General features: G+C 57.9%; 16 protein-coding genes. 7 read left to right on the top strand and 9 right to left on the bottom strand.

Annotation, left to right across the window (positions count from 1 at the left end; translation table 11 throughout):
* Window positions 1-8: 8 nt before the first annotated feature.
* Window positions 9-1,922 carry an ABC transporter substrate-binding protein gene (locus I9188_RS10755; RefSeq protein WP_209505335.1) on the bottom strand — a complete coding sequence of 638 codons (1,914 nt, stop codon included), beginning with the start codon at window positions 1,920-1,922 and terminating at the stop codon, window positions 9-11.
* Window positions 1,915-3,687, bottom strand: coding sequence for an ABC transporter ATP-binding protein (locus I9188_RS10750; protein ID WP_209505337.1), 1,773 nt, complete (start codon window positions 3,685-3,687; stop codon window positions 1,915-1,917). The genes I9188_RS10755 and I9188_RS10750 overlap by 8 nt, the downstream gene beginning before the upstream one ends.
* Before the next feature lie 275 nt (window positions 3,688-3,962).
* Between I9188_RS10750 and I9188_RS10745 the strand changes: the two genes are divergently transcribed.
* The 6 genes from I9188_RS10745 (at window position 3,963) to I9188_RS10720 (ending at window position 11,097) form a co-directional block, all read left to right on the top strand.
* Window positions 3,963-4,418 (top strand): class I SAM-dependent methyltransferase, encoded by a 456-nt coding sequence (locus I9188_RS10745; protein ID WP_245220535.1) that lies wholly within the window; start codon window positions 3,963-3,965, stop codon window positions 4,416-4,418.
* Window positions 4,419-4,437: 19 nt separating this feature from the next.
* Complete coding sequence (locus I9188_RS10740) at window positions 4,438-5,067, top strand: glutathione S-transferase (RefSeq protein ID WP_209505340.1); 630 nt, start codon at window positions 4,438-4,440, stop codon at window positions 5,065-5,067.
* 110 nt (window positions 5,068-5,177) lie between these two features.
* A complete protein-coding gene (locus I9188_RS10735; RefSeq protein ID WP_209505341.1) occupies window positions 5,178-7,580 on the top strand; it encodes an FAD-dependent oxidoreductase in 2,403 nt (800 codons plus the stop codon).
* A 2-nt stretch (window positions 7,581-7,582) separates the two neighbouring features.
* Window positions 7,583-9,121 (top strand): trimethylamine methyltransferase family protein, encoded by a 1,539-nt coding sequence (locus tag I9188_RS10730; RefSeq protein WP_209505342.1) that lies wholly within the window; start codon window positions 7,583-7,585, stop codon window positions 9,119-9,121.
* Window positions 9,122-9,796 carry a TetR/AcrR family transcriptional regulator gene (locus I9188_RS10725; RefSeq protein ID WP_209505343.1) on the top strand — a complete coding sequence of 225 codons (675 nt, stop codon included), beginning with the start codon at window positions 9,122-9,124 and terminating at the stop codon, window positions 9,794-9,796. It abuts the gene before it with no gap.
* A complete protein-coding gene (locus I9188_RS10720; RefSeq protein WP_209505344.1) occupies window positions 9,793-11,097 on the top strand; it encodes an FAD-dependent oxidoreductase in 1,305 nt (434 codons plus the stop codon). The genes I9188_RS10725 and I9188_RS10720 overlap by 4 nt, the downstream gene beginning before the upstream one ends.
* A 121-nt stretch (window positions 11,098-11,218) precedes the next feature.
* Here the strand turns inward: I9188_RS10720 and I9188_RS10715 are convergent, their stop codons facing one another.
* Entirely contained in the window at window positions 11,219-11,611 is a 393-nt protein-coding gene (locus I9188_RS10715; protein ID WP_209505345.1) for a DUF3307 domain-containing protein, read from the bottom strand.
* 214 nt (window positions 11,612-11,825) lie between these two features.
* Here I9188_RS10715 and I9188_RS10710 point away from each other — a divergent pair, with 214 nt between their 5' ends.
* On the top strand, window positions 11,826-14,822 hold the full coding sequence (locus tag I9188_RS10710) for a cyclic nucleotide-binding domain-containing protein (protein WP_209505805.1): 2,997 nt from the start codon (window positions 11,826-11,828) through the stop codon (window positions 14,820-14,822).
* 6 nt (window positions 14,823-14,828) lie between these two features.
* Here I9188_RS10710 and I9188_RS10705 read toward each other — a convergent pair whose 3' ends face one another.
* The 6 genes from I9188_RS10705 to pcaD form a co-directional block, all read right to left on the bottom strand.
* On the bottom strand, window positions 14,829-15,116 hold the full coding sequence (locus I9188_RS10705; protein WP_209505346.1) for a metalloregulator ArsR/SmtB family transcription factor: 288 nt from the start codon (window positions 15,114-15,116) through the stop codon (window positions 14,829-14,831).
* A gap of 111 nt (window positions 15,117-15,227) precedes the next feature.
* Complete coding sequence (locus I9188_RS10700; protein ID WP_209505347.1) at window positions 15,228-16,460, bottom strand: mandelate racemase/muconate lactonizing enzyme family protein; 1,233 nt, start codon at window positions 16,458-16,460, stop codon at window positions 15,228-15,230.
* A 23-nt stretch (window positions 16,461-16,483) separates the two neighbouring features.
* Window positions 16,484-17,578: a Zn-dependent alcohol dehydrogenase gene (locus tag I9188_RS10695; protein WP_209505348.1), complete on the bottom strand. Its 1,095-nt coding sequence runs from the start codon at window positions 17,576-17,578 to the stop codon at window positions 16,484-16,486.
* A gap of 82 nt (window positions 17,579-17,660) precedes the next feature.
* The gene (locus I9188_RS10690) at window positions 17,661-18,860 is read right to left on the bottom strand and encodes a TCR/Tet family MFS transporter (RefSeq protein WP_209505350.1); all 1,200 of its coding nucleotides are present in this window, start codon (window positions 18,858-18,860) and stop codon (window positions 17,661-17,663) included.
* A gap of 86 nt (window positions 18,861-18,946) precedes the next feature.
* Window positions 18,947-19,663 carry an alpha/beta fold hydrolase gene (locus I9188_RS10685; RefSeq protein ID WP_209505353.1) on the bottom strand — a complete coding sequence of 239 codons (717 nt, stop codon included), beginning with the start codon at window positions 19,661-19,663 and terminating at the stop codon, window positions 18,947-18,949.
* Between the two features lie 12 nt (window positions 19,664-19,675).
* Window positions 19,676-20,464, bottom strand: coding sequence for a 3-oxoadipate enol-lactonase (pcaD, locus tag I9188_RS10680; protein ID WP_209505355.1), 789 nt, complete (start codon window positions 20,462-20,464; stop codon window positions 19,676-19,678).
* Window positions 20,465-20,485 lie beyond the last annotated feature (21 nt).

The following is a 20,485-nucleotide window of genomic DNA, read 5'->3' as shown; positions in this document are numbered from 1 at the left end:
GCTCCTGCTTAGTCGGCGAAAAAGAACTCGTCCGGGCGGTGAACGCCGAAATGCGCACCGGGCTCCCATGCCCACATGGCCTGTTCCGGCACGTTGCGCAGACGGTTCGACACGACGATGGGTTGGGGTGCTCCGTTCAGGATACCGATGGCATAAAGCTGGTCGGCGTGGATTCTCAGCATTTCAGTCCAGACTTCCTTGCGTTCGTCATCCGTTGTGGCGACCTCCCAATCATGAGCCAGTTGCATCAGGCGTTCTGCCTCGGGCATGTCGGGCGCTTCTCCGGCTTCGCCACCTGTCTGGTAAAACTGGCCCCATTTCGGCCAGGCCAGGAAGACCTGATCGGTTGGTGCCAGATACGCCGGGGACGTGTGCGCTTGCGGGATACCGTCATCCCATCCATACCAGACCGATGCCATCGAGTTGCCGGCAAACACCCGGTTGCGCAGGATATCGCGATCCAACGGGCGCATGACCAGCTTGACCCCGATCTCGCGCCAGGTGTCAGTAACGATCTGAAGGGCGTTTTCAACCTCTTGCCGCTCGCCAGCGGTTTCGATCACCAGCTCCATTGGGCGCCCGTCCGGTAGCAGGCGGATACCGTTCTTGTCGCGCTGGGTCAGGCCGACCTCATCCAACAATGCATTGGCCTGCCCGACATCGTACTGAGCCCAGGCGGTGGCATTCTTTTCATCGTAAAAGGGCGAGGCAGGCAGAACCGACATTGCGCCGGGATGCGCCAGCTTGAAATACAAAGCCTGGTTGATTGTCTCGCGGTCGATGGCAAGGGACAGGGCACGCCGCACACGGACGTCACGCAACACGTCGCGCCAGACGTCATCCTCGAAATTGAGGTTCGGATAAATCGCGATTTGCGACGCAACGCCGGTTTTCCATAGCAATGTCTTGTAGCCGCCTTGCGCCTCGCCTTTTTTTAGGATCGAAGCGTCGCGGAAATCCAGACCCCGGCCTTGCAGGTCGCTTTCCCCTGCATTGGTTTTGGCAGCGACCAGACCGGGGGCAACGATCTCCATCTCGACCACATCGATATAAGGCAGTTGAACCCCTTTGCTGTCGATGCGGTGGTAATAGGGGTTACGTACGAAATTGTGGCGGATCTTCTTGCCGGAACTTGCATTCAGCCAGGGTTGCAACGTGGGCAATTCGTGATTGTCGAACTTGTACAGGTTGTCGAGCTTGTTGTGCAGCGCGGCCCAGCTTTTGACCCGGGCATCGTCGACTAGAAAGGCAAGTTCCTCGGGGTCGGCATATTTCTCGTGATATCGTTTCAGGAAAGCTGCAGGACGATAGATAAAGGGCGGTCTTGCCTGAGCCAGCGATTGTAGAAAACCCGGGTTGGGATTATCCCATTCGAAAATCACCGTGGTTTCATCCGGGAAGGTAACTGTTGGTGGTTTGCCTTCGACAATCAGAAAATCCGGCGGGCCTGACGGGCTGAGCAATTTGTTATTGGCAACGTCTTCCCACCAATAGCGGAAATCTTCCGACGTAAACGGAGAGCCGTCGGACCATTTGTGCCCTTCGCGCAGTTTCAGGGTGAACTTGCGGCCGTCTTCGTTTTCAAACGACGCCAGCAAATCGGGGATAATCTCATAGTTCTGGTCGAAACCGACCAGCCGGGCATAACCATAGACAACCATCTGGCGGATATCTTTGGACCGCGTGATCATGGTGCGCAGGGTGCCGCCCTGTTTGCCGAACTCGCGGCCCTTTGCTTCCAGATCGACTACCAACGGGTCCTTGGGCAGGCGCTCTTGAACGGGCGGCAGATTGCCCGCTTCTACTTCCGAGTTCCAGAACGCGCTTTCCTGAGGTGTGGGGATTGTCTCTGCCGTGGCGGGCAGCATCCCGATGAGCGCCAGCGAAGCGGCCAGGATCAGGGGGCGAGTGGTCTTAAACATGGCAACGTACCTTATGGCCCGGTTCCAATTCCACCAATGAGGGTATCACGGTGTCCGAGAAACGAAAGGCTTCGTCCCAACTGTCCGGCGCGCCGGCGCCCAAGGAAACCACTTTCAGGTCGATCGGGCGATTGATGTCGGGTTCGGGTTGAGCGGCAATCAGCGCTTTGGTGTAGGGGTGGCGCGGATTGTAGAAAAGAGTTTCGGGTGGTGCTTGCTCGACGATCAGGCCTCGACGCATCACGGCAACTTCGTCGGCGATCCGCGCGACCACAGCCAGATCGTGCGAGATGAACAGATAGGACAGGTTCAGGCTTTCCTGCAATTTTTCCAACAGCGTCAGAATCTGCTCTTGCACCGATACATCCAGCGCCGAGGTGGGTTCGTCACACACGATGAGCTGCGGGTCGAGCATCATGGCGCGGGCCACCGACAGACGTTGCCGCTGACCCCCTGAAAAGGCGTGTGGATAGCGTTTCAGCATGTCGGCTGTCAGGCCGACGCGCTGCAACATCTCGGCGGCTTTGTCGCGCTGCTCGGCCGTAGTTCCGATACGGTGAATTTCCAACGGCTCGGTCATCGCGTCCTGAATGCGCATCCGCGGGCTGAGCGAGCTGTAGGGATCCTGAAACACCATCTGGGCATTGCGCTGAAACGCGGTGCGCTGGGCGCGGGTCATGTTGTGCACCGTGATGGGATCGGTATTCGGCGCGGTGCGAAACAGGACTTCTCCGCCGGGATCGGGCAGTTCTGCACCCAATGCAATCCGCGCGGCTGTTGTTTTACCTGATCCGCTTTCACCGACTATGGCCAGCGTCTTGCCGCGTGCCAAATTCAGATCGACCCCTTTGCAAGCATAGATTTCCTTGTCGGCTTGCCACCCTTTGCTGGACCGCATCGTGTAGGTCTTTGAGACGCCCTTCATCTGAAGGATCAGATCGTCGTCCGGCATCGGTATGCCCACAGCATCCTGATCCGGAATTTCCGGTGCCGCATCAAACAGTTGTTTGGTATATGGATGCGCGGGGGAGGTCAGGATTGGTGCGGCCGGGCCAGCCTCCATGATGCGGCCCTTGTGCATGACCACAACCTGTTCTGCCATGTTGGCAACCACGCCCAGATCATGGGTCACCAGAATAAGCGCCATGCCGGTCTCGCGCTGCAATTCCTTGATCAGCCCCAAAACCTGCGCTTGCGTGGTCACATCCAGCGCGGTGGTGGGCTCGTCCGCGATCAGCAACTCGGGTTTGGATACCATGGCCATCGCAATCATGGCGCGTTGGCGCATTCCGCCCGACAGTTCGAATGGGTAGGAGTCATAGGCACGCTGTGGATCTGGAAAGCCCACGCGCTCGAACTGCGTCAGGACCTTTTTGCGCGCCTCAGACTCAGATAGCCCGCGATGCAGCCACAGGACTTCACTGACCTGATTCCCAATCTTGTGCAGAGGTGACAGTGATCGCATAGGCTCCTGAAAGATCATCGAAACGCGATTGCCACGAATGCCGCGCATTTCCCGCTCGGTGACCGCTGTCAGGTTACATGTGCCCTTGGAATCATTCAAAGTTATCGTGCCGCTGCGTATCTGGGCCGTTCGCGGCAGAATCCGCAAGACGGCGCGGCACGTGATGGTTTTACCCGATCCCGATTCACCGACCAGCGCCAAGGTTTCCCCTGGTTTGACATCGAAATTCACATCCGTGACCACGGAACTGCCCGCACCAAAGCCGATGCTGAGGTCTCTGACGCACAACAACGCGCTCATGCAGGCTTTCCAACCGTTTGGCCGCTTGGTGACATCGGTCGTTTCAACTCCCCGTGATTTTTTCGTCAGTGTCGCGCGGTTCCGTATGTCTAGTCAAACCCGTTCTTGGGCTGAAATGTCGCGAAAATGTGAAACTTTGGGCTTCGTCGCTACACAAAGTCTTGAGAATTTGTCATCTAAGGCGGTGTCGGGGGCATCTATGCTTTCGATTGGTATCAAGGAGATATTTGCCGGTGTCCAAGAATCAAAGCCGTCTGGACTTGTTTATCGATCGTATGGTGTCACAACGCGCCTGCCTGGATCACGCGATTGCGCAAACGGCAGGCATGGCTGGCCCGGTGTTTGAACTGGGTCTGGGCAATGGGCGCACCTATCATCATCTTGTGCAGCATATCGATGGACGCCCTGTCTTTGTGTTCGAACGCGCGGTGGCTTCGCACCCCGATTCAACCCCGCCCGAAGATCGGGTGATCTTGGGAGATGTGCGCGAGACGCTGCCAGCGGCGGTCGACAGGTTTGGACCGACAACAAGTCTGATCCATGCAGATCTTGGGGGGCATAATCGCGAAAAGAACGACATCTTTGCACGGCTTGTTTCCCCGCTGATCGAGCCCTTGCTGGCACCGGGTGGACTAATGGTATCAAGCGACCGGATGTATTTCGAGCGGCTGGAGGAAATGCCGTTGCCCGAGGGTGCCGTCGAAGGGCGCTGTTTCATCTATCGGCGCTGACCAGAGAGCAGGGGCCCGCATGATATTCTACGATTGCTCGACGGCCCCAAACCCGCGCCGTGCCCGCATGTTCATCGCGGAAAAAGGGTTGAACATCGAAACGCACGAAATCTCGATTGCTGAGGGCGCGCAATTGAGCGCTGAGTTTCGTGCGGTGAACCCCCGGGCCACAATCCCGGTTCTGGTAACGGACGACGGCGCAGTCCTGACCGAAAATCTTGGCATTGCCGCGTATCTTGAAGCGCGTTTCCCCGAACCGCCCTTGATGGGTCGGACCGCTGATGAAAAAGGGTTGGTCCTGATGTGGAACGCAATTGCCGAGCAGCAGGGCGGTGCGCCCATCGCTGAGGCTTTGCGCAACAGCCATCCGGCATTCAAAGACCGTGCTATCCCCGGCACGGTTAATTATGCGCAGATCCCCGAACTGGCGCAGCGTGGGCGCGAACGGGTTGCGTCGTTTTTTGAACTGCTGGAGGCGCGGCTGAATCAAAGCGTGTATGTCGCGGGCGATGTATTTACTCTGGCGGACATATCGACTTTTGTATTTGTCGATTTCGCGCGCGTCATCAAGATGCGGATACCGGAAGGAAATACAAGAACGCAGGTCTGGTTTGAAATCGTGAAAACCCGCCCAAGCGCGCAGCTTTAGGTTTTCAAAGCATGCGGCAGAGTTCTCGCATTCCGTACTGTACAGAATTGTCTAGACAGAACTGAACAGTGCCACTAGCGTCTACCCAGATTCTGTTCAGGGAGGTCGGGATGAAATCCCAATATCGCGTAGTGGTCATTGGAGGGGGCGTCGTTGGTGCCTCGGTTCTGTATCATCTGGCCAAATTCGGCTGGTCCGATGTGGTCATGCTTGAGAGGCGGCGGCTGGCATCGGGATCGTCATGGCACGCAGCGGGCGGCATCCATGCCCTGAACGCGGATCCGAACATGGCCTCGTTGCAGGCCTACACAATCGACCTGCTGAGTGAGATCGAAAAGGAATCGGGCCAGAACATCGGATTGCATATGACCGGTGGCCTGACTTTGGCCGGTACGCCTGAACGCTGGGAATGGTTGCAAGCCAATTACCGGATCTTCCAGTCCATCGGTATTGACGACTGCGAGTTGCTGACCCCGCAAGAGGCACAGAGACGCTGCCCGATCATGTCAACCGACGGTGTTTTGGGCGCGATGTGGGCAGATCGCGAAGGGTATATCGATACGACAGGCACAGTTCAGGCTTATGCGACTGCGGCCAGGAAACGTGGTGCCGAGTACTACGAGGAAACCAAGGTCGAAGAGCTGATCCAGACGGCAGATGGCTGGCAGGTGGTGACTGATAAGGGCACGATCACCTGTGAACATGTGGTCAACGCGGCCGGGCTCTGGGCCAAGCAGGTTGGGCGCATGGCAGGGGTAGAGCTGCCAGTCTCGCCGTTAAAGCATCACTATCTGATCACGGACACGGTGCCAGAAGTTGCGCAGGCGGATTTCGAGATGCCGATGACTGTCGACCTCGAAGGATTCACTTATATGCGGCAGGACCAGAAGGGTGTTCTGGTGGGAATCTACGAGGTCGATCATGAACACTGGGCGATGGATGGCGCGCCGTGGAACTATGGCGAGGAACTGTTTCAGGAACAGCTTGACCGGATCGAGAACGAACTGACGCTGGGCTTTGAGCGGTATCCGTCGATCCAGAATGTGGGCATCAAGACATGGGTCAATGGTGCGTTTACGTTCTCACCGGATGGTAACCCGCTGGTTGGTCCGGTTCCGGGCAAACGGGGATATTGGACGGCCTGTGCTGTGATGGCGGGCTTCCTGCAAGGTGGGGGTGTTGGCAAAACGCTGGCCGAATGGATGATCCATGGTGAGCCCGAAGCCGATGCCTGGCCGATGGATGTGGCGCGCTATGGTGATTTCGCACAGAACAAGCGGTATATCCGTGAAACCACTGGCCAGTTCTATTCGCGCCGCTTCGTGATGACCTATCCGAACGAGCAACTGCCTGCGGGTCGCCCGCTGAAGATGGCCCCGGCGCATGACGCGATGACCGAGGCCGGTTGCAAATGGGGTGTCAGCTGGGATCTGGAGGTGCCGCTGTATTTCGCACCCAAAGGGTTTGAGGAAACGCCAACGCTCAAACGTTCGAACGCGCACGACATCGTGGCCGCTGAATGCAGAACCATCCGCGAGGGCGTGGGCCTGATGGATATCACGGGCTTTTCCCGCTTTGAGGTTTTCGGTCCAAATGCTGAAGCATGGCTGGATAACGTTATGGCGTCCAAACTACCCGCCCCGGGTCGTGCCAAGCTGGCACCAATGCTGGGCGAGGACGGGCGGCTCAAAGGCGATCTGACCGTGTTGAACTGGGGCGACGGGACATGGTGGATCATGGGCAGCTATTACCTGCGCGCGTGGCATATGCGATGGTTCAACGATCATATGATGGAAGGGGTCACCGTCCGTGACTTGGGAGAGGAGTATTGCGGGTTCGCCGTGGTTGGACCGAAATCGCAGGTGGTGGTCGAGAAACTGGCCGAACAGGATATCTCGGGCCTGAAATTCATGGGCTGCGGTGATTTCGATATCGGCCTTGTCCGGGCGCGTGTTGCGCGCATGTCGGTGACCGGCGAAAAAGGGTATGAAATCAACTGCCGCTATGGCGATCACATCAAACTGCGCCGCATTTTGCTGGAAGCTGGTGCAGAAGAGGGAATCCGCGAGTGCGGTTTCAATGCGATGCTGTCAACGCGGCTTGAGAAGAGCTTTGGCATCTGGTCGGCAGAGTTCACGCAGGCTTACACACCCGGTATGACCGGCATGGATCGCTGGATCGACTGGGACAAGGATTTCGTCGGCAAGGAGGCCGCTTTGGCCGAACGGGATGGCAATGGCCCGGCGCAGGTACAGGTAACACTGGAAATCGATGCGTTGGACGCCGACGCCAGCGGGTATGAACCGGTCTGGGCCAGCGGCGAACGCGTGGGTTTTGTGACCTCAGGCGGTTATGGGCACCACATCGGCAAGTCGTTGGCGATGGCCTTGATTGACCGTGACAAGGTGGACCCGGGTACGGAACTGTCTGTCCATGTGGTGGGTGTGGAATGTCCGGCGCGGGTAATTGCACCGTCGCCTTACGACCCTCAGGGCAAAGCGATGCGGGGCTGATCATGACGGCTCCGGACCGACGACGCCGAAGGCGAGGGGGCGAGGCTGCCCCGCAGCCCAGCCGCGACGTGAACTATCGCCAGCTCAGGAACCCTTTCCCTTTGATGGAGGTGTTCCCGGCTGACCAGATCGCGAACATGCACGAGACAGCATTGCGTACGCTCGAGGAGTTGGGTGTAAAGACCTTGCTTCCCGAGGCACGCAAGCTGTTCAAGCAGGGTGGTGCGCGCATGGATGAAGACAGTGAAATGGTCTTTATCGGGCGCGAGATGGTTGAGGCTGCTGTTTCCTCGGCCCCCAAATCTATCGCTTGTCGCGCCGGTTCACGGCATCGGGATTTTACTCTGGAACTGGGATCGCTGGTTTTTCAACCAGGGGCAGGCGCACCGAACGCAACCGATCTGGAACGTGGCCGTCGCCCGGCGACGGGTCAGGATTATCTGGAGTTTCTGAAGCTCACTCATCATTTCGATGTGTTCCAGATGATCTCGCCTCAGGTTGAACCTCAGGACGTGCCGACACACTTGCGCCACTACTTCACGACACAGGCGCAGGTTGAACTGACGGACAAGTTCCCGTTCTTCTTCTCGCGCGGCACGCCGCAGGTCATGGATTGCTTTGAGATGCTGTCCATGGCGCGAGGTCTGTCGGATGATGAGTTCAGGGGCAATGCGCATTGCTACACGATCATTAACACAAACAGCCCGCGCACGTTGGACATTCCCATGGCGCAAGGGCTGATTGACTTTGCGCGCCACGGTCAGATGTCGATCATAACACCGTTCACTCTGATGGGGGCGATGGCGCCGATCACCGTGGCCGGGGCAATCACCCTGTCCCATGCCGAGGCGCTTGCTGCGCTAACTTTGACGCAGCTGGCCAGACCGGGCGCTCCGGTCTGTTATGGCACGTTCACCAGCAATGTGGACATGAAATCCGGCGCGCCGGCATTCGGGACGCCCTCACATTTTCAGGCGTCACTGGCCGCAGGCCAACTGGCGCGTTATCTGGGCCTGCCCTGGCGGTCGGCGGCAGGGTCGGCGTCAAACAGCAACGACGTGCAAGCGGCGAATGAGAACCAGTTTGGCCTTTGGGGCTGCCTGATGGCCGGGGCGACCGTGATCATTCATTCAGCGGGCTGGCTGGAAGGGGGATTGACCGTTTCCTTCGAAAAGCTGGTCTGTGATGCCGAGGTGCTGAACATGGTGGCCGAGCTTTGCGCGGGCGCGCAGGCGGGGTCCGCCGAAATTGGCTTTGATACCGCTTTAAGTGAGGTCGCGCCCGGTGGTCATTTCTTTGCTTGCCCCCAGACGATGGAGCGCTACACCACCGAGTTCTATCAACCGCATGTCCATGACTACGCCAATTTCGGCACATGGACCGAGCGTGGATCGACGGATGCCAACCACCGTGCAACGGGGGTTTGGAAGGGTATCCTGAACGATTTCAAGGCCCCCGCCATAGACAATGATCGATTTGGTGCCTTGCAGGACTTTATTGCACGCCGCACCGCAGAGGGCGGGGCGCCACCGGAGAGTTGAATGAACAACAAACCTATCCTTCACCGCGATGATCCCGAAGCCGAGCCCCTGATCGGCAATATCAAGGTGACCCGCGACGATTGGCTGAACGTGGCGATGGACGTGCTGATTTCGGACGGGGTGGACCAGATCAAGGTCCTGAACCTGGCCGAGCGGATGGCCGTGTCACGTTCATCCTTCTACTGGTACTTCAAGTCCAGACAGGAACTTTTGGATGCACTGCTGGCGCGGTGGCAGGCGACCAATACAGTTGCACTTGTAAAACAGGCCGAAGCGCCAGCCGAAACGATAACTGGCGCGGTCTGCAACGTACATCGTTGTGTGGTCAACACGGATTTGTTTGACACCGCATTGGACTTTGCCGTGCGCGACTGGGCGCGTAAATCGGGCAAAGTACGCCGTGCGCTGGATCAGTCTGACACTCGGCGGCTTGAAGCTTTGCACGCGATGTTCGCCAGATACGGCTATTCCGAAATCGAGTCCGAAACGCGTGCGCGCGTGCTGTATTACATGCAGATCGGATATGACCTTGCACAATTGAACGAACCCTTCGAGACGCGGATCTCGATGGTGCCGCATTACCTATACGCCTTTACGGGCGTCGAACCGAAACCTGAAGAAGTTGAAGAATTCAGCGCATATTCCCGGCGCTACTGGAAAGGAGACCCGACATGAGTCAACCAGACGCAATCATCATTGGCACAGGTGTGATCGGCGCGGCCATTGCGTTCGAAATGTCCAAGGCGGGCTGGAAAACCCTGTCTCTGGATCGTAACGCACAGGTTGGGCACGGTTCAACCGCCGGGTCCTGCGCAATCATCCGGATGCATTATTCCACCTTCGACGGAACGGCGTTTGCCTGGGAAGGCTATCATTACTGGCGTGACTGGGCTGACTATCTTGACCTGCCAGAGGGGGCCAATCTGGCTCAGTTCAGGGAAACCGGCTGCCTGGTTATGAAGACCGAGGCGAACGGGATGCTGGAAAAGCACATGCGCAATTCATCAGAACTGGATTGCCCGTTCGAAGAATGGTCGGGGGATAAAGTGGTTGAACGCCTGCCGGTTTATTCGCTGGACAGCTTTGCCCCGGCACGCCGTATGGATGACCCGGAATTCGGCCAGTCCAACGGGCGAAAGATGTCGGGTGGAGTTTACTGGCCTCAGGCGGGGTACGTCACCGACCCGGCCTTGTCGGCGCAAAACCTGATGGATGCTGCCAAACAGCACGGAGCTGAGGTTCGCACCAGTGCCGAAGTAACCGAGATCCTGACCGAGGATGGACGTGTTTCCGGTGTAAAACTTGCTTCAGGCGAAGAAATCCGCGCAAGGGTTGTCGTGAACGTGGCCGGGCCGGGCTCGGCTATCATCAATGGGATGGCAGGCGTTCTGGATGACATGACCATCAAGACCCGCCCCCTGCGGCAAGAGGTCGTGCATGTCCCCGCCCCGGAAGGGTTCGATTTTGAAAACGACGGAACCATAGTTTCGGACAGTGACATCGCCTGCTATTGCCGCCCGGAACACGGCAATCACATCCTTGTGGGATCTGAGGACCCGGAATGCGATCCGCATCAGTGGTGCGAAGACGATGTGAACTACAATCGTGAATTCACCAATCAATGGACCACGCAGGCCATGCGATATGCGCAGCGCGTGCCCTCCCTTGGCATCCCATCGAAAACGCGGGGTGTGGTCGACCTTTACGATGCCTCAACCGACTGGATTCCGATCTATGACAAATCCAGCCTGCCGGGGTTTTACATGGCCTGTGGGTCCAGCGGGAACCAGTACAAGAATGCGCCGATTGCGGGGAAGATGATGGCGGCACTGATCGCGTATTGCGAAGGCGGAGCGGATCACGACGCGGAACCGCTGCAATTCGAACTGCCTTATATCAAACGCACCATCGACGTGGGCTTTTACTCTCGCAAGCGCCCGATCAATGAGGAAAGCAGTTTTTCGGTTCTGGGCTAGTCGGGTTTTGGCATCGATCAATGTCGAGTGGGGCAGGTTAACAGCTTGCCTCGCTATGACCGGTCGAAGGATAGGCGCATAGCTTCCGGGCTGCGCATCGGACGGCATATCCTGATACGAGCTACGTTGCCGCGAAAGTCACCCAGGCCCAGACCATCGCCACATAAGTCAGATTGTGCAGGCACTGGTCTAACCCAGCCGCACGCCAGAACGCGGCCTGTGTCGGCTCAAGCTGTTTCTTGTCTGAATAGCTTGCTTTCAAGAAATCGATATTGAAATGAATCACCCATTCAAGAAGTCCGACAATCAGGATGAACAATACCGGAGCGCCAAACACGGCAAACACGATGACAGAGCCCGCAACATGTACTGCTGCGTGCTGCGCGCGTCCCAAGTGAAAATACTCACCTCTGCCGGAGAGCATTTTCGGTGTCTGGAGGTAGTAGTCAGCGAACATATGCTTGACCTGAAAAAGGCAAAGCATAAGTAACACCGCGCCAATACTGGCAGTCAAAAGAACCCTCCCGATATCGCTCTGTACCAACTGTAGGCAATAACATTGCCATGCGTAAATGAACTAGTTCACATAAGATCAAGAAAATTCTCAGGTGGGAAAAAAATTGCATATCGTGTCAGTATGGCAGTAAATTCAAACCGTTGAATCCGGGTGCGTGGCATCCGGGCCGCGTTGTTAGCCAGCAGTAGGGGCAGGTTCCATAGAACGCACGATTTTCCGCTTTATCTGGAAATACTCCAAACGCGATCAGCTGATCCTGCTGGCTGTGACGGCGACGTTGTTTCCGTTGCTCTATCTTACGCTGGAGTTGCCCAAGCGCATTATCAACGACGCAATCGGTTCGACAACTGCCGAAGTGGATGTCTGGGGTTATACACTTTCACAGACGAATTTCCTGATTATTTTGTGTTTTGCTTTCCTTGCTGCCGTGTTGGCGCACGGGCTGATGAAAATGCGCATCAACACCATGAAGGGTGTGCTGAGCGAACGCATGCTGCGGCGGTTCCGATATCAGCTGGTCAGCCGCGCGCTCCTTTTTCCGCAACCCTATTTCGAGCGGGTCAGCCAGGGCGAAATGGTTTCGATGATCACAGCCGAGAGTGAACCGATGGGTGGTCTGATGGGCGATGCGATCAGCCAGCCGGTTCTGCAAGCCGGTCAGATGATCACCATCCTTTCTTTCCTGTTCTTGCAAAGCTTTTGGTTCGGACTGGCCGCAGTCGCCCTGATCCCGGTGCAGGCCTGGTTAATCCCAAAATTGCAACGTCAGATCAACCTGTTGAACAAGAAACGTATTCAGGAAGTACGGTCGTTGGCTGCCCAGATCGGAGAAAACGCGGCAGGGGCGTCCACCCTTCGCAGCAATGGCGGCTGGCGTTATCGCCGGGCTATGATCTCTGATCAGTTGGGGCGGCTTTTTGCGATCCGCTTTGATATTTACCAGAAGAAGTTCTTTATGAAATTCATAAACAACTTCATCTCGCAGCTGACACCATTCATGTTTTACCTGATCGGTGGCCTTCTGGTGTTGCAGGGCTCGGTTTCGCTGGGGGCGTTGGTTGCGGCGCTGGCGGCGTACAAAGATCTGAGCTCACCCTGGAAAGAGCTGCTGACCTATTACAACCAAACCCAGGACATGTCGTTGCGCTGGGATATCGTCGTTGACCGTTTCGATCCGGCCGGATTGAAGGACGAAGCGCTGTTCGAGGGCGAACCAGCAGAGCGCCCCCACCTCAGCGGTGATATAGAGCTAAAGCACGTCTCGGTTCGCGACATGGACGGCAATCAGGTGCTGGATGATCTGAATCTGACTTTCCCCGGCGGCAAAACGATTGGTATCGCCGCACCAAGCGAAGAGGACCGTCGCGCCATGGGGGAGTTACTGACTCGCGAGATTTTGCCCGCTGCCGGCACGGTTCAGGTGGGGGATCTGAATCTGGCAGACCTGCATCAGGGCGTTGTGGCCGCACGTATCGGGTATGCCACATCCCGCCCGGTCATGTTTCAGGGAACGTTGGGTGACAACGTGATGATGCCGATGCGGTTCAAACCCTTGGCTGAGTCCACAGATGACCCAGATTTTGCCGAGACCTTGCGGGCTGGAAACAGCATGGATCCGTTCAGGGCGGAATGGCTTGACCCGTCGCTGGCCGGGCTTCACGACGCGGTGGCGCTGCGTGACTGGTGGTTGCAACTGATTGATGGAATGGGGTCTGGGGCTGCCCTGTTCCGGCGTGGTGCTGAACAAAGCTTTGTTGCGACGGAGCACTGCGAACTGGCAAGGAAACTGGTCGAGCTTCGCCCGCTTGTGCGGAAGGCGGTCCAGGACGCGGGTCTTGAACAGCAAGCGCTCATCTTCGACCGGAATGTTTACAACCCGGCGCTGCCTGTTGCCGAGAACCTGCTTTTTGCGACGCCCCGCGTGCCGGTGACACAGGCCTTGCTTGCCCGGCAGAAGGTGTTCCTCATGCAGTTGCGAGAGCTGGGGCTGGATGAGACACTAATCGCCCTGACCCGTGACGTGATCGAGATGCTGCGCCAGATCTTCGGGCTCGACGGAACCGACCATCCGCTGTTCCGCAAGCTGGGTCTTGATGCAAAGACCTATGAGGCAGCCGTGGAGCTGGTTGAACAAACCCGCAAAGAGGGAACGTCAGGGCTGGATGACGAACAGCTGGCCAGTATGTTGGCTGTGCCTTTCGTCGTCTCGGCTGAACAGATTGGACCGGCTTTCACGGATGAGTTGAAGGACCGCATTCTGGAACTGAGGCAGAGTCATTCGGACAAGCTGTTGGAAAGCCTCAAGGACGCTTTTGTTCCGCTGGACCCGGAAGAGTTTGCACCCGGATTGACGGTCATGGAAAACGCGCTGTTCGGCAAGGTCAGCCAGATAGGTGGCGCGCGATCGGACGAGGCCCGCAAAGTCATTGTCGACGTGTTGGAGGAGAACGGTGCGCGCCCCTTGGTGGTCGAGCTGATTTATGACATTCCGGTTGCCTTGGGGGGGCAGGGCCTTCCGGCGGTCTTTGCCGAACCGCTGGCGTTTACCCGCGCGACAATCAAGAAGCCAGATATCCTGATCCTGGAGCAGGCATTGGCCAGTTACGACATGAAAACGCAGGTGTCGGTCTACAAGAAGCTGCGCGAGTTGTTGCCGGATGCCACGGTGTTCTACCTCAATGACCAGTTCGAAAACCCGGACGTATTCGACATGTTCGTGGAAATCCGGCAAGGTCGTGTCGTCTCGGACGGAGGACCGGTAGACGTGGGAAAGGACAGCGCATCTTCAGCAGACTTGGCGCGGAAACTTCGCGCGCTGGAGCAGACCCCCTTGTTTTCGGGGCTGGACCGGCGGCAATTGCGCCTTCTGGCTTTTGGCGCACAATGGTTCGATGCCAAGCCCGGTCAGGTGGTTTTCCTGAAAGATGATCAGCCGACCGATGGCGCTTATGTGGTACTGGAGGGAGAGGCAGGCCTTTACCTGCCACAGGAAGATGGCCCCGATCAATTGATAACCACCGTGGGGCCGGGCGCATTGGTGGGCGAACTTGGTCTGATCCGCAAAGAACCACGCGCGCTGAGTATGGTGGCCGAAACGGAACTGTCCTGCCTTCGGATCGGTGAGGAAGAGTTCCTGGCCGTTGTGGAAAACGATGCGGCAACCGCGTTCAAACTGATGCAGGTGATCGCCGGTTACGTGTCCAACTAGGCGTGATCAGCTGGTAGGCTCGCAAAACAGTTCGTACAGCAGACCGATCATCTGCGCTGCATTCCCATCGCGCAGCGAATAATAGATCGTTTTGCCATCCCTTCGGGTGGTGACAAACCCTTCTTCCCGCAAGCGGGCCAACATCTGGCTGACGGCGGCTTGCCGCAATTGCAGCAAGTCTTCAAGCTGGCCTACGGATTTCTCACCATTCCCAAGGTGACACAGGATCATCAGGCGCCCTTCATGCGCCAGTGTCTTGAGAAATGCCGCCGCGCGGGCTGCATTTTCTTTCATTTCTGATGGTGTGTCCGATGTGTGTGCCTGAGGTTCGGTTTCTAGGAGTGTCACGTTCTGACCGTTGTACCATTAATCTTGGGTTAATATGCCTCAAACACGTCTGTGTTGTCACCCCTCGGTTGCAGGGGCACCGCCCTGAAAAGCATTGCCGTTCACATAATCGCAGGGCTCTTCCTGCATTTGCAGATGCAAGCCCCGACCTTCATACGGATGCGCGCGCGCCAGATCTTCGTCGATGTCGATCCCAAGGCCCGGACCGGTCGGAGCGATCACGAAGCCATTCTCTACCTGAATGGAGCCTTTGATAAGCTGATTATGGAACGGTGTTTCGATGGTTTCCAGCAACAGCAGGTTCGGGATCGACGCGGCCAGGTGGGCATTGGCGGCCCATTCGACCGGTCCTGCATAAAGATGTGGCGCCATCTGAGCATTGAATATCTCAGCTATGGCGGCGACTTTCTTCATCTCCCAGATTCCACCGGCTCGCCCCAGCGCCGGTTGCAGGATTTCCGCAGCCCCGGCGCGCAGAACGGCTCCGAACTCGGCCTTGGTTGTCATGCGTTCTCCGGTGGCGATGGGGATACGGACGTTGCGGGCGACACGGGCCATGTCCTCGATCATATCAGGTGGCGTGGGTTCTTCGAACCATAGGGGCTGGTATGGTTCCAGCGCCTGCCCCAGCCGGATGGCTCCAGCCGTGTTGAACTGACCGTGTGTGCCAAACAGCAGGTCGGCCTTGTCCCCCACCGCATCGCGAATTGCCTTACAAAAGGCGACGGACATGGAAATGTCACTCATCGCAGGCATGTGGCCGCCACGGATCGTATAGGGGCCTGCCGGGTCGAATTTCACAGCGGTATAGCCGCGCCGCACCATTTCAGCAGCGGTTTCGCCCGCTTGTTCGGGAGAGGTCCAGAAGTCGGTCAAATTGTGATGCGGCAAAGGGTAGAGGTACGTGTAGGCACGAATTCGTTCGTTCACCTTGCCGCCCAGCAGCGCATAAACCGGGCGGTCGCGATCCTTGCCAAGAATATCCCAACAGGCGATCTCCAACCCCGAGAATGCGCCCATTACCGTCAGGTCGGGGCGCTGCGTGAAACCGCTGGAATAGACGCGACGGAACATGAGCTCGATGTTTTCGGGGTTCTCGCCCAGCATGTGCCGTTCGAACACATCCCGGATGACGTGGCGCATCGCCTCGGGTCCGACGGACGAGGCATAGCATTCGCCCCAACCGGTGATGCCGGTATCTGTCGTCAGTTTGACCAATATCCAGTATCGTCCCCCCCAACCCGGAGCGGGTGGGGCAGTGACGATGATGTCGAGATCCTGCAGTTTCATCTCAGTTCCTCCGAGCCGGGGGATCAGGTTCTGTCGAACAGGATCACGTTGCGCTTGGCAGATCCGGTTTTGGTATCGGCAATGGCCTCGTTGATCTGGTCCAGCGACCAGCGGCCCGAGATCAACTCGTCCAGTTTCAACCGACCCTGCTCATAAAGGTCAATCATCCATGGGATGTCCCGCTGAATAACCACATCACCCATTTTCGAGCCGACAACACCCTGCCCCAGGGCTGCCAGAACAACCGGTTCATAGCTGGCCATGCCGCCCGAATGCGGCATTCCGATCATGATGGCCTTGCCGCCGCGGCCAAGATAGCGAGGGGCCTGATCATAGGCGGCGATTGCGCCGACCGTAATCAGAACCGCATCGGCCCCGCGCCCGCCAAGGGCTTTGAACGCTGCTTTCCAGGGCTCTTTCAGGCTGGCCAATACGCCATGGGTCGCGCCGAACTCCTTCGCGATTTCCAGTTTTTCTTCTGTCATGTCGACGGCCACGATCCGCCGTGCGCCTGCAATCCGTGCGCCCTGAATGGCGTTCAGGCCAACACCACCCGCGCCGATGACAACGACATCCTGACCCGGACGCAAATTGGCGGCGTTAACCGCAGCACCGACCCCGGTGATCACCCCGCAAGACAGAAGGCTGGCCAGGTCTTTGGGCAGGCTTTCGGGTATCCTGACGATCTGCCGATGGCTCACCACGACCTTTTCGGCAAAAGCACCGCAGGCCATGGCCTGCTCCAACGGTTCGCCTTCAGCCGTTTTCAGCGGGCCTTTGACGGTGTCGTACGGAGTTTCGCAATTTGTCGGGTGCCCTCCGGCACAGGTGGGGCAGGACCCGCACGCGCGGATCAGGGTCACAACCACGGGCTCGCCAATCCTGAAGTCCCCGGCGGCCTCTCCAACTGCGGAGATCACACCTGCGGCTTCGTGGCCGTAAACGGCGGGCAGGAAGCCTCCCCAGGCACCCTCGGCATAGGATATGTCTGAATGGCAGATGGCCACTGCATCCAGCGTCACTTCGACTTCGCCCGTGCCGGGGGGTGCTAGCTGAACCTCTTCGATAACCAGGGGTTCGCCGAATGCCCGGCAGACTGCGGCTTTGATTGTTTGCATAATTTCCCTCATTCCCGTTGGCCCCACGGTGGCGTGGGAAAGCGTTGATCGCAAGGCAGAAACCGTCATGTGTGTGTCGTTGTTAAGCCACGACAGGCGGGGACCGGCGAAACAACACAAACCCGGCCAGCATCAGCGCCAGTGCCAGCAGGAACGGAGCACCCGGCAGGTACAGCGGTGTGTCGGTCCGAATGAATTGCGCAAATACGCTGGTCATGACCAGAGGCGAGATTACCATCGAAAGCGCGTGGAGTGCGGCCAACACGCCTTGCAACTCTCCTTGCTGCGAATCCGGTGTAGCTTTGGACATCATTGCCTGAAGTGCTGGTGTCGTGATTGCCCCGATTGCGGTGATTGGGATGAACAAAAGCGCAATGAACCCGTTGGTCAGAAAGGCCAAAATTGCGAAACTAAGAATCTCAAAACCCATCCCGTAGATGATGGCTCCCCGTTCTCCGCATAATCGGATTGCGGGACGGATCAGACCGCCCTGCACAACGGCCATGCCGATCCCATAGACGCCCAGTGACAGGCCGATCATCTGAGGGGACCAGCCGAACCGTTCGGTGGTGAAAAAGGACCAGATGGCGGGGTAGACGTAGATTGAGACCGAATACAGAAAGTAGACCCACAGCATAGGTCGGATACCGGGCAGTGCAGCAATCGCGCGCAGCGAATTCACCGGGTTGGCGCGGCGCAGGTTGAAGGCGCGCCGGGTCTTGTCGGTCACGGTTTCTGGCATTACGAAACAGCCGATGACAAAGATCAGTGCCACCAGCCCTGCCGCCACCCAAAACGGGGCACGGGTTCCATATTCGCTGAGCAATCCGCCGATCACCGGGCCGAGGACAAAACCCACGCCAAAGGCAGCCCCCAACAGACCAAAGTTCGCTGCCTTGTCCTTGGGATCGGAAATATCCGCCATGAACGCGGCAGCGGTGGAATGCGTGGCTGCGGTAATACCGCCGACAATGCGACCGGCCAGCAACAGCCAGATACTGCCCGCCATGGCCATGACCATATAATCAAGCGCCATGACGAACAGCGACACCAGCAGCACGGTTCTGCGGCCATAGGCATCGGACAGGTTTCCAAGGATTGGACCAAAGATGAATTGCATCGCCGCAAATGCGGTACTCAGCACTCCGCCCCAGATTGCCGCATTGGCAAGCGAGCTGCCCTGCACGTCAACAATCAGTTGCGGCATGATTGGCATCACCAGACCAATGCCCATTGCGTCGATCATGACGATGCTGAGGATGAAGAGTGATGGCAAGCGCATGGGACCCGGGCAGGTGATCTGTTCGGGGCACCCTAGGCACAGTCACCGGATGTGGGAAGACAGAGTTTCACGTCCAATCTGCTGTATCACCCGAATTTGCTTGCCAATTCGCTCAGCAGTCCGGCCAGTTCCTGTGGATGCGAAAAAAACGGAGAATGCGAACTGTCGATGGTTCGTCGCAGCTCTTTGGGGATGAACGCGCACATGTCCGCCTGATATTCTGTGGGGATCGTTCGGTCATCCGTGGTGCGGATATAGGCCTTGGGTACTTCGTTGAAATTGGTGCTGACCGGCAGTGGTGTTTCCTGGGGGAGAATGGCCTGTGGGCACAAGCGTGCATAGGCAAAGGGCAGAATATCGTCCGGACAATCATGATAGAACAGCTTGGGGATGGCGTCTACCGACACGGTGTAAGACAGACCGTCTGCAGATTTTTCCACCGCGTGTGCTATGGTTTGCCGTGGCCCGCGCCTACGCATATCTGCCAGCGAAAGCCCATCGTGAGGCACGTAGGCGCACAGAAAGATCAGGGCGCGCATGGCGTCCGGCCGAGCCTCGGCTGCGGCGCTGATCGGATAGCCGCCCCACGAGTGACCCACGACAATCGTATCGGGCGTGCAGGCGTTCAGAACGGCATCGCGGCAACTGTCCAGTGTCACCTCGGGCACCGGCGTTGGATCCGCCCCATGGCTGGGCAAGTCTATGGCCCGGGCAGAGTGTCCCAAAGCCTCCAGCGCGGGGATCAGATCGCGCCAGCACCAGGCACCGTGGCAGGAGCCGTGGACCAACAGGAAAGACGCCATCGCTGTTCTCCTTCAGATATGCCCGGTATCGGTCAGAAACCGGGTTAGGATTGCTGCGTATTCTGCGGGTTTCTCGACACAGGGCAAATGGCCGGCCCTGCGGATCAGTTCGAATCGCGATCCGGGGATCAGGTCGACGGTTTCGCGCACCAGATCGGGCGGGGTCGAGCCGTCTGCGCTTCCGGCGATGCCAAGCGTGGGCAGGCGCAGGCCGCTTGTGGGTGTATAGAAGTCGGTCCCGGCGATGGCGGCGCAACAGCCCAGATACCCGTCAAGCGGTTGGCTGACCATCATGTCGCGCCATGGCAGGTGGTCTTGCGCCGCGCGGAAATCGCGGGAAAACCAGCGTTCCATCGTGGCGTCCGCTAGTGCTTCGATCCCACCGCGACGCACGGCGTCGATCCTATCCTGCCAGACTGCGGGTGTGGCAATTTTGGCAGCGGTGTTCGACAGAACCAGCGCACGTATCTGATCCATACGTTTGACGGCCAGCCCCTGTGCAATCATGCCGCCAATGGACAGGCCGACAAAAACACAGTCGCGAACCTTCAGGTGATCCAGCAGTGCCTCGGCATCACGAATCAGGGCGCCCATAGAATAAGGCGCCGGTGGAACCGAGGATCGCCCATGTCCGCGTTTGTCATACCGGATGATGCGCAATCCGTTGGGCAAGTGCGGTAACACGGCGTCCCACAGGTGCAGGTTTGTTCCCAACGAGTTGGCAAAAACCAGTGGCGCGCCATCCGCCGCACCATCGACACGATAATTCAGTTTCACGTCGCCCAGATCAGCGATCATCATGACTCAGGTCCTTGCAGCCCC

This window comes from Ruegeria sp. HKCCSA071 (assembly GCF_017872555.1).
In the GTDB taxonomy this organism is placed as follows: domain Bacteria; phylum Pseudomonadota; class Alphaproteobacteria; order Rhodobacterales; family Rhodobacteraceae; genus Ruegeria.
The sequence above is the reverse complement of the archived record's forward strand: the minus strand, read 5'-3'. Positions and strand labels throughout refer to the sequence as shown.

What these genes read in the sequence shown, in the direction of transcription:
- I9188_RS10755 (WP_209505335.1), bottom strand. Translation starts at nt 1,922, where the DNA reads ATGTTTAAGACCACTCGCCCCCTGATCCTGGCCGCTTCGCTGGCGCTC.
- I9188_RS10750 (WP_209505337.1), bottom strand. Translation starts at nt 3,687, where the DNA reads ATGAGCGCGTTGTTGTGCGTCAGAGACCTCAGCATCGGCTTTGGTGCG.
- I9188_RS10745 (WP_245220535.1), top strand. Translation starts at nt 3,963, where the DNA reads ATGGTGTCACAACGCGCCTGCCTGGATCACGCGATTGCGCAAACGGCA.
- I9188_RS10740 (WP_209505340.1), top strand. Translation starts at nt 4,438, where the DNA reads ATGATATTCTACGATTGCTCGACGGCCCCAAACCCGCGCCGTGCCCGC.
- I9188_RS10735 (WP_209505341.1), top strand. Translation starts at nt 5,178, where the DNA reads ATGAAATCCCAATATCGCGTAGTGGTCATTGGAGGGGGCGTCGTTGGT.
- I9188_RS10730 (WP_209505342.1), top strand. Translation starts at nt 7,583, where the DNA reads ATGACGGCTCCGGACCGACGACGCCGAAGGCGAGGGGGCGAGGCTGCC.
- I9188_RS10725 (WP_209505343.1), top strand. Translation starts at nt 9,122, where the DNA reads ATGAACAACAAACCTATCCTTCACCGCGATGATCCCGAAGCCGAGCCC.
- I9188_RS10720 (WP_209505344.1), top strand. Translation starts at nt 9,793, where the DNA reads ATGAGTCAACCAGACGCAATCATCATTGGCACAGGTGTGATCGGCGCG.
- I9188_RS10705 (WP_209505346.1), bottom strand. Translation starts at nt 15,116, where the DNA reads ATGAAAGAAAATGCAGCCCGCGCGGCGGCATTTCTCAAGACACTGGCG.
- I9188_RS10700 (WP_209505347.1), bottom strand. Translation starts at nt 16,460, where the DNA reads ATGAAACTGCAGGATCTCGACATCATCGTCACTGCCCCACCCGCTCCG.
- I9188_RS10695 (WP_209505348.1), bottom strand. Translation starts at nt 17,578, where the DNA reads ATGCAAACAATCAAAGCCGCAGTCTGCCGGGCATTCGGCGAACCCCTG.
- I9188_RS10690 (WP_209505350.1), bottom strand. Translation starts at nt 18,860, where the DNA reads ATGCGCTTGCCATCACTCTTCATCCTCAGCATCGTCATGATCGACGCA.
- I9188_RS10685 (WP_209505353.1), bottom strand. Translation starts at nt 19,663, where the DNA reads ATGGCGTCTTTCCTGTTGGTCCACGGCTCCTGCCACGGTGCCTGGTGC.
- pcaD (WP_209505355.1), bottom strand. Translation starts at nt 20,464, where the DNA reads ATGATGATCGCTGATCTGGGCGACGTGAAACTGAATTATCGTGTCGAT.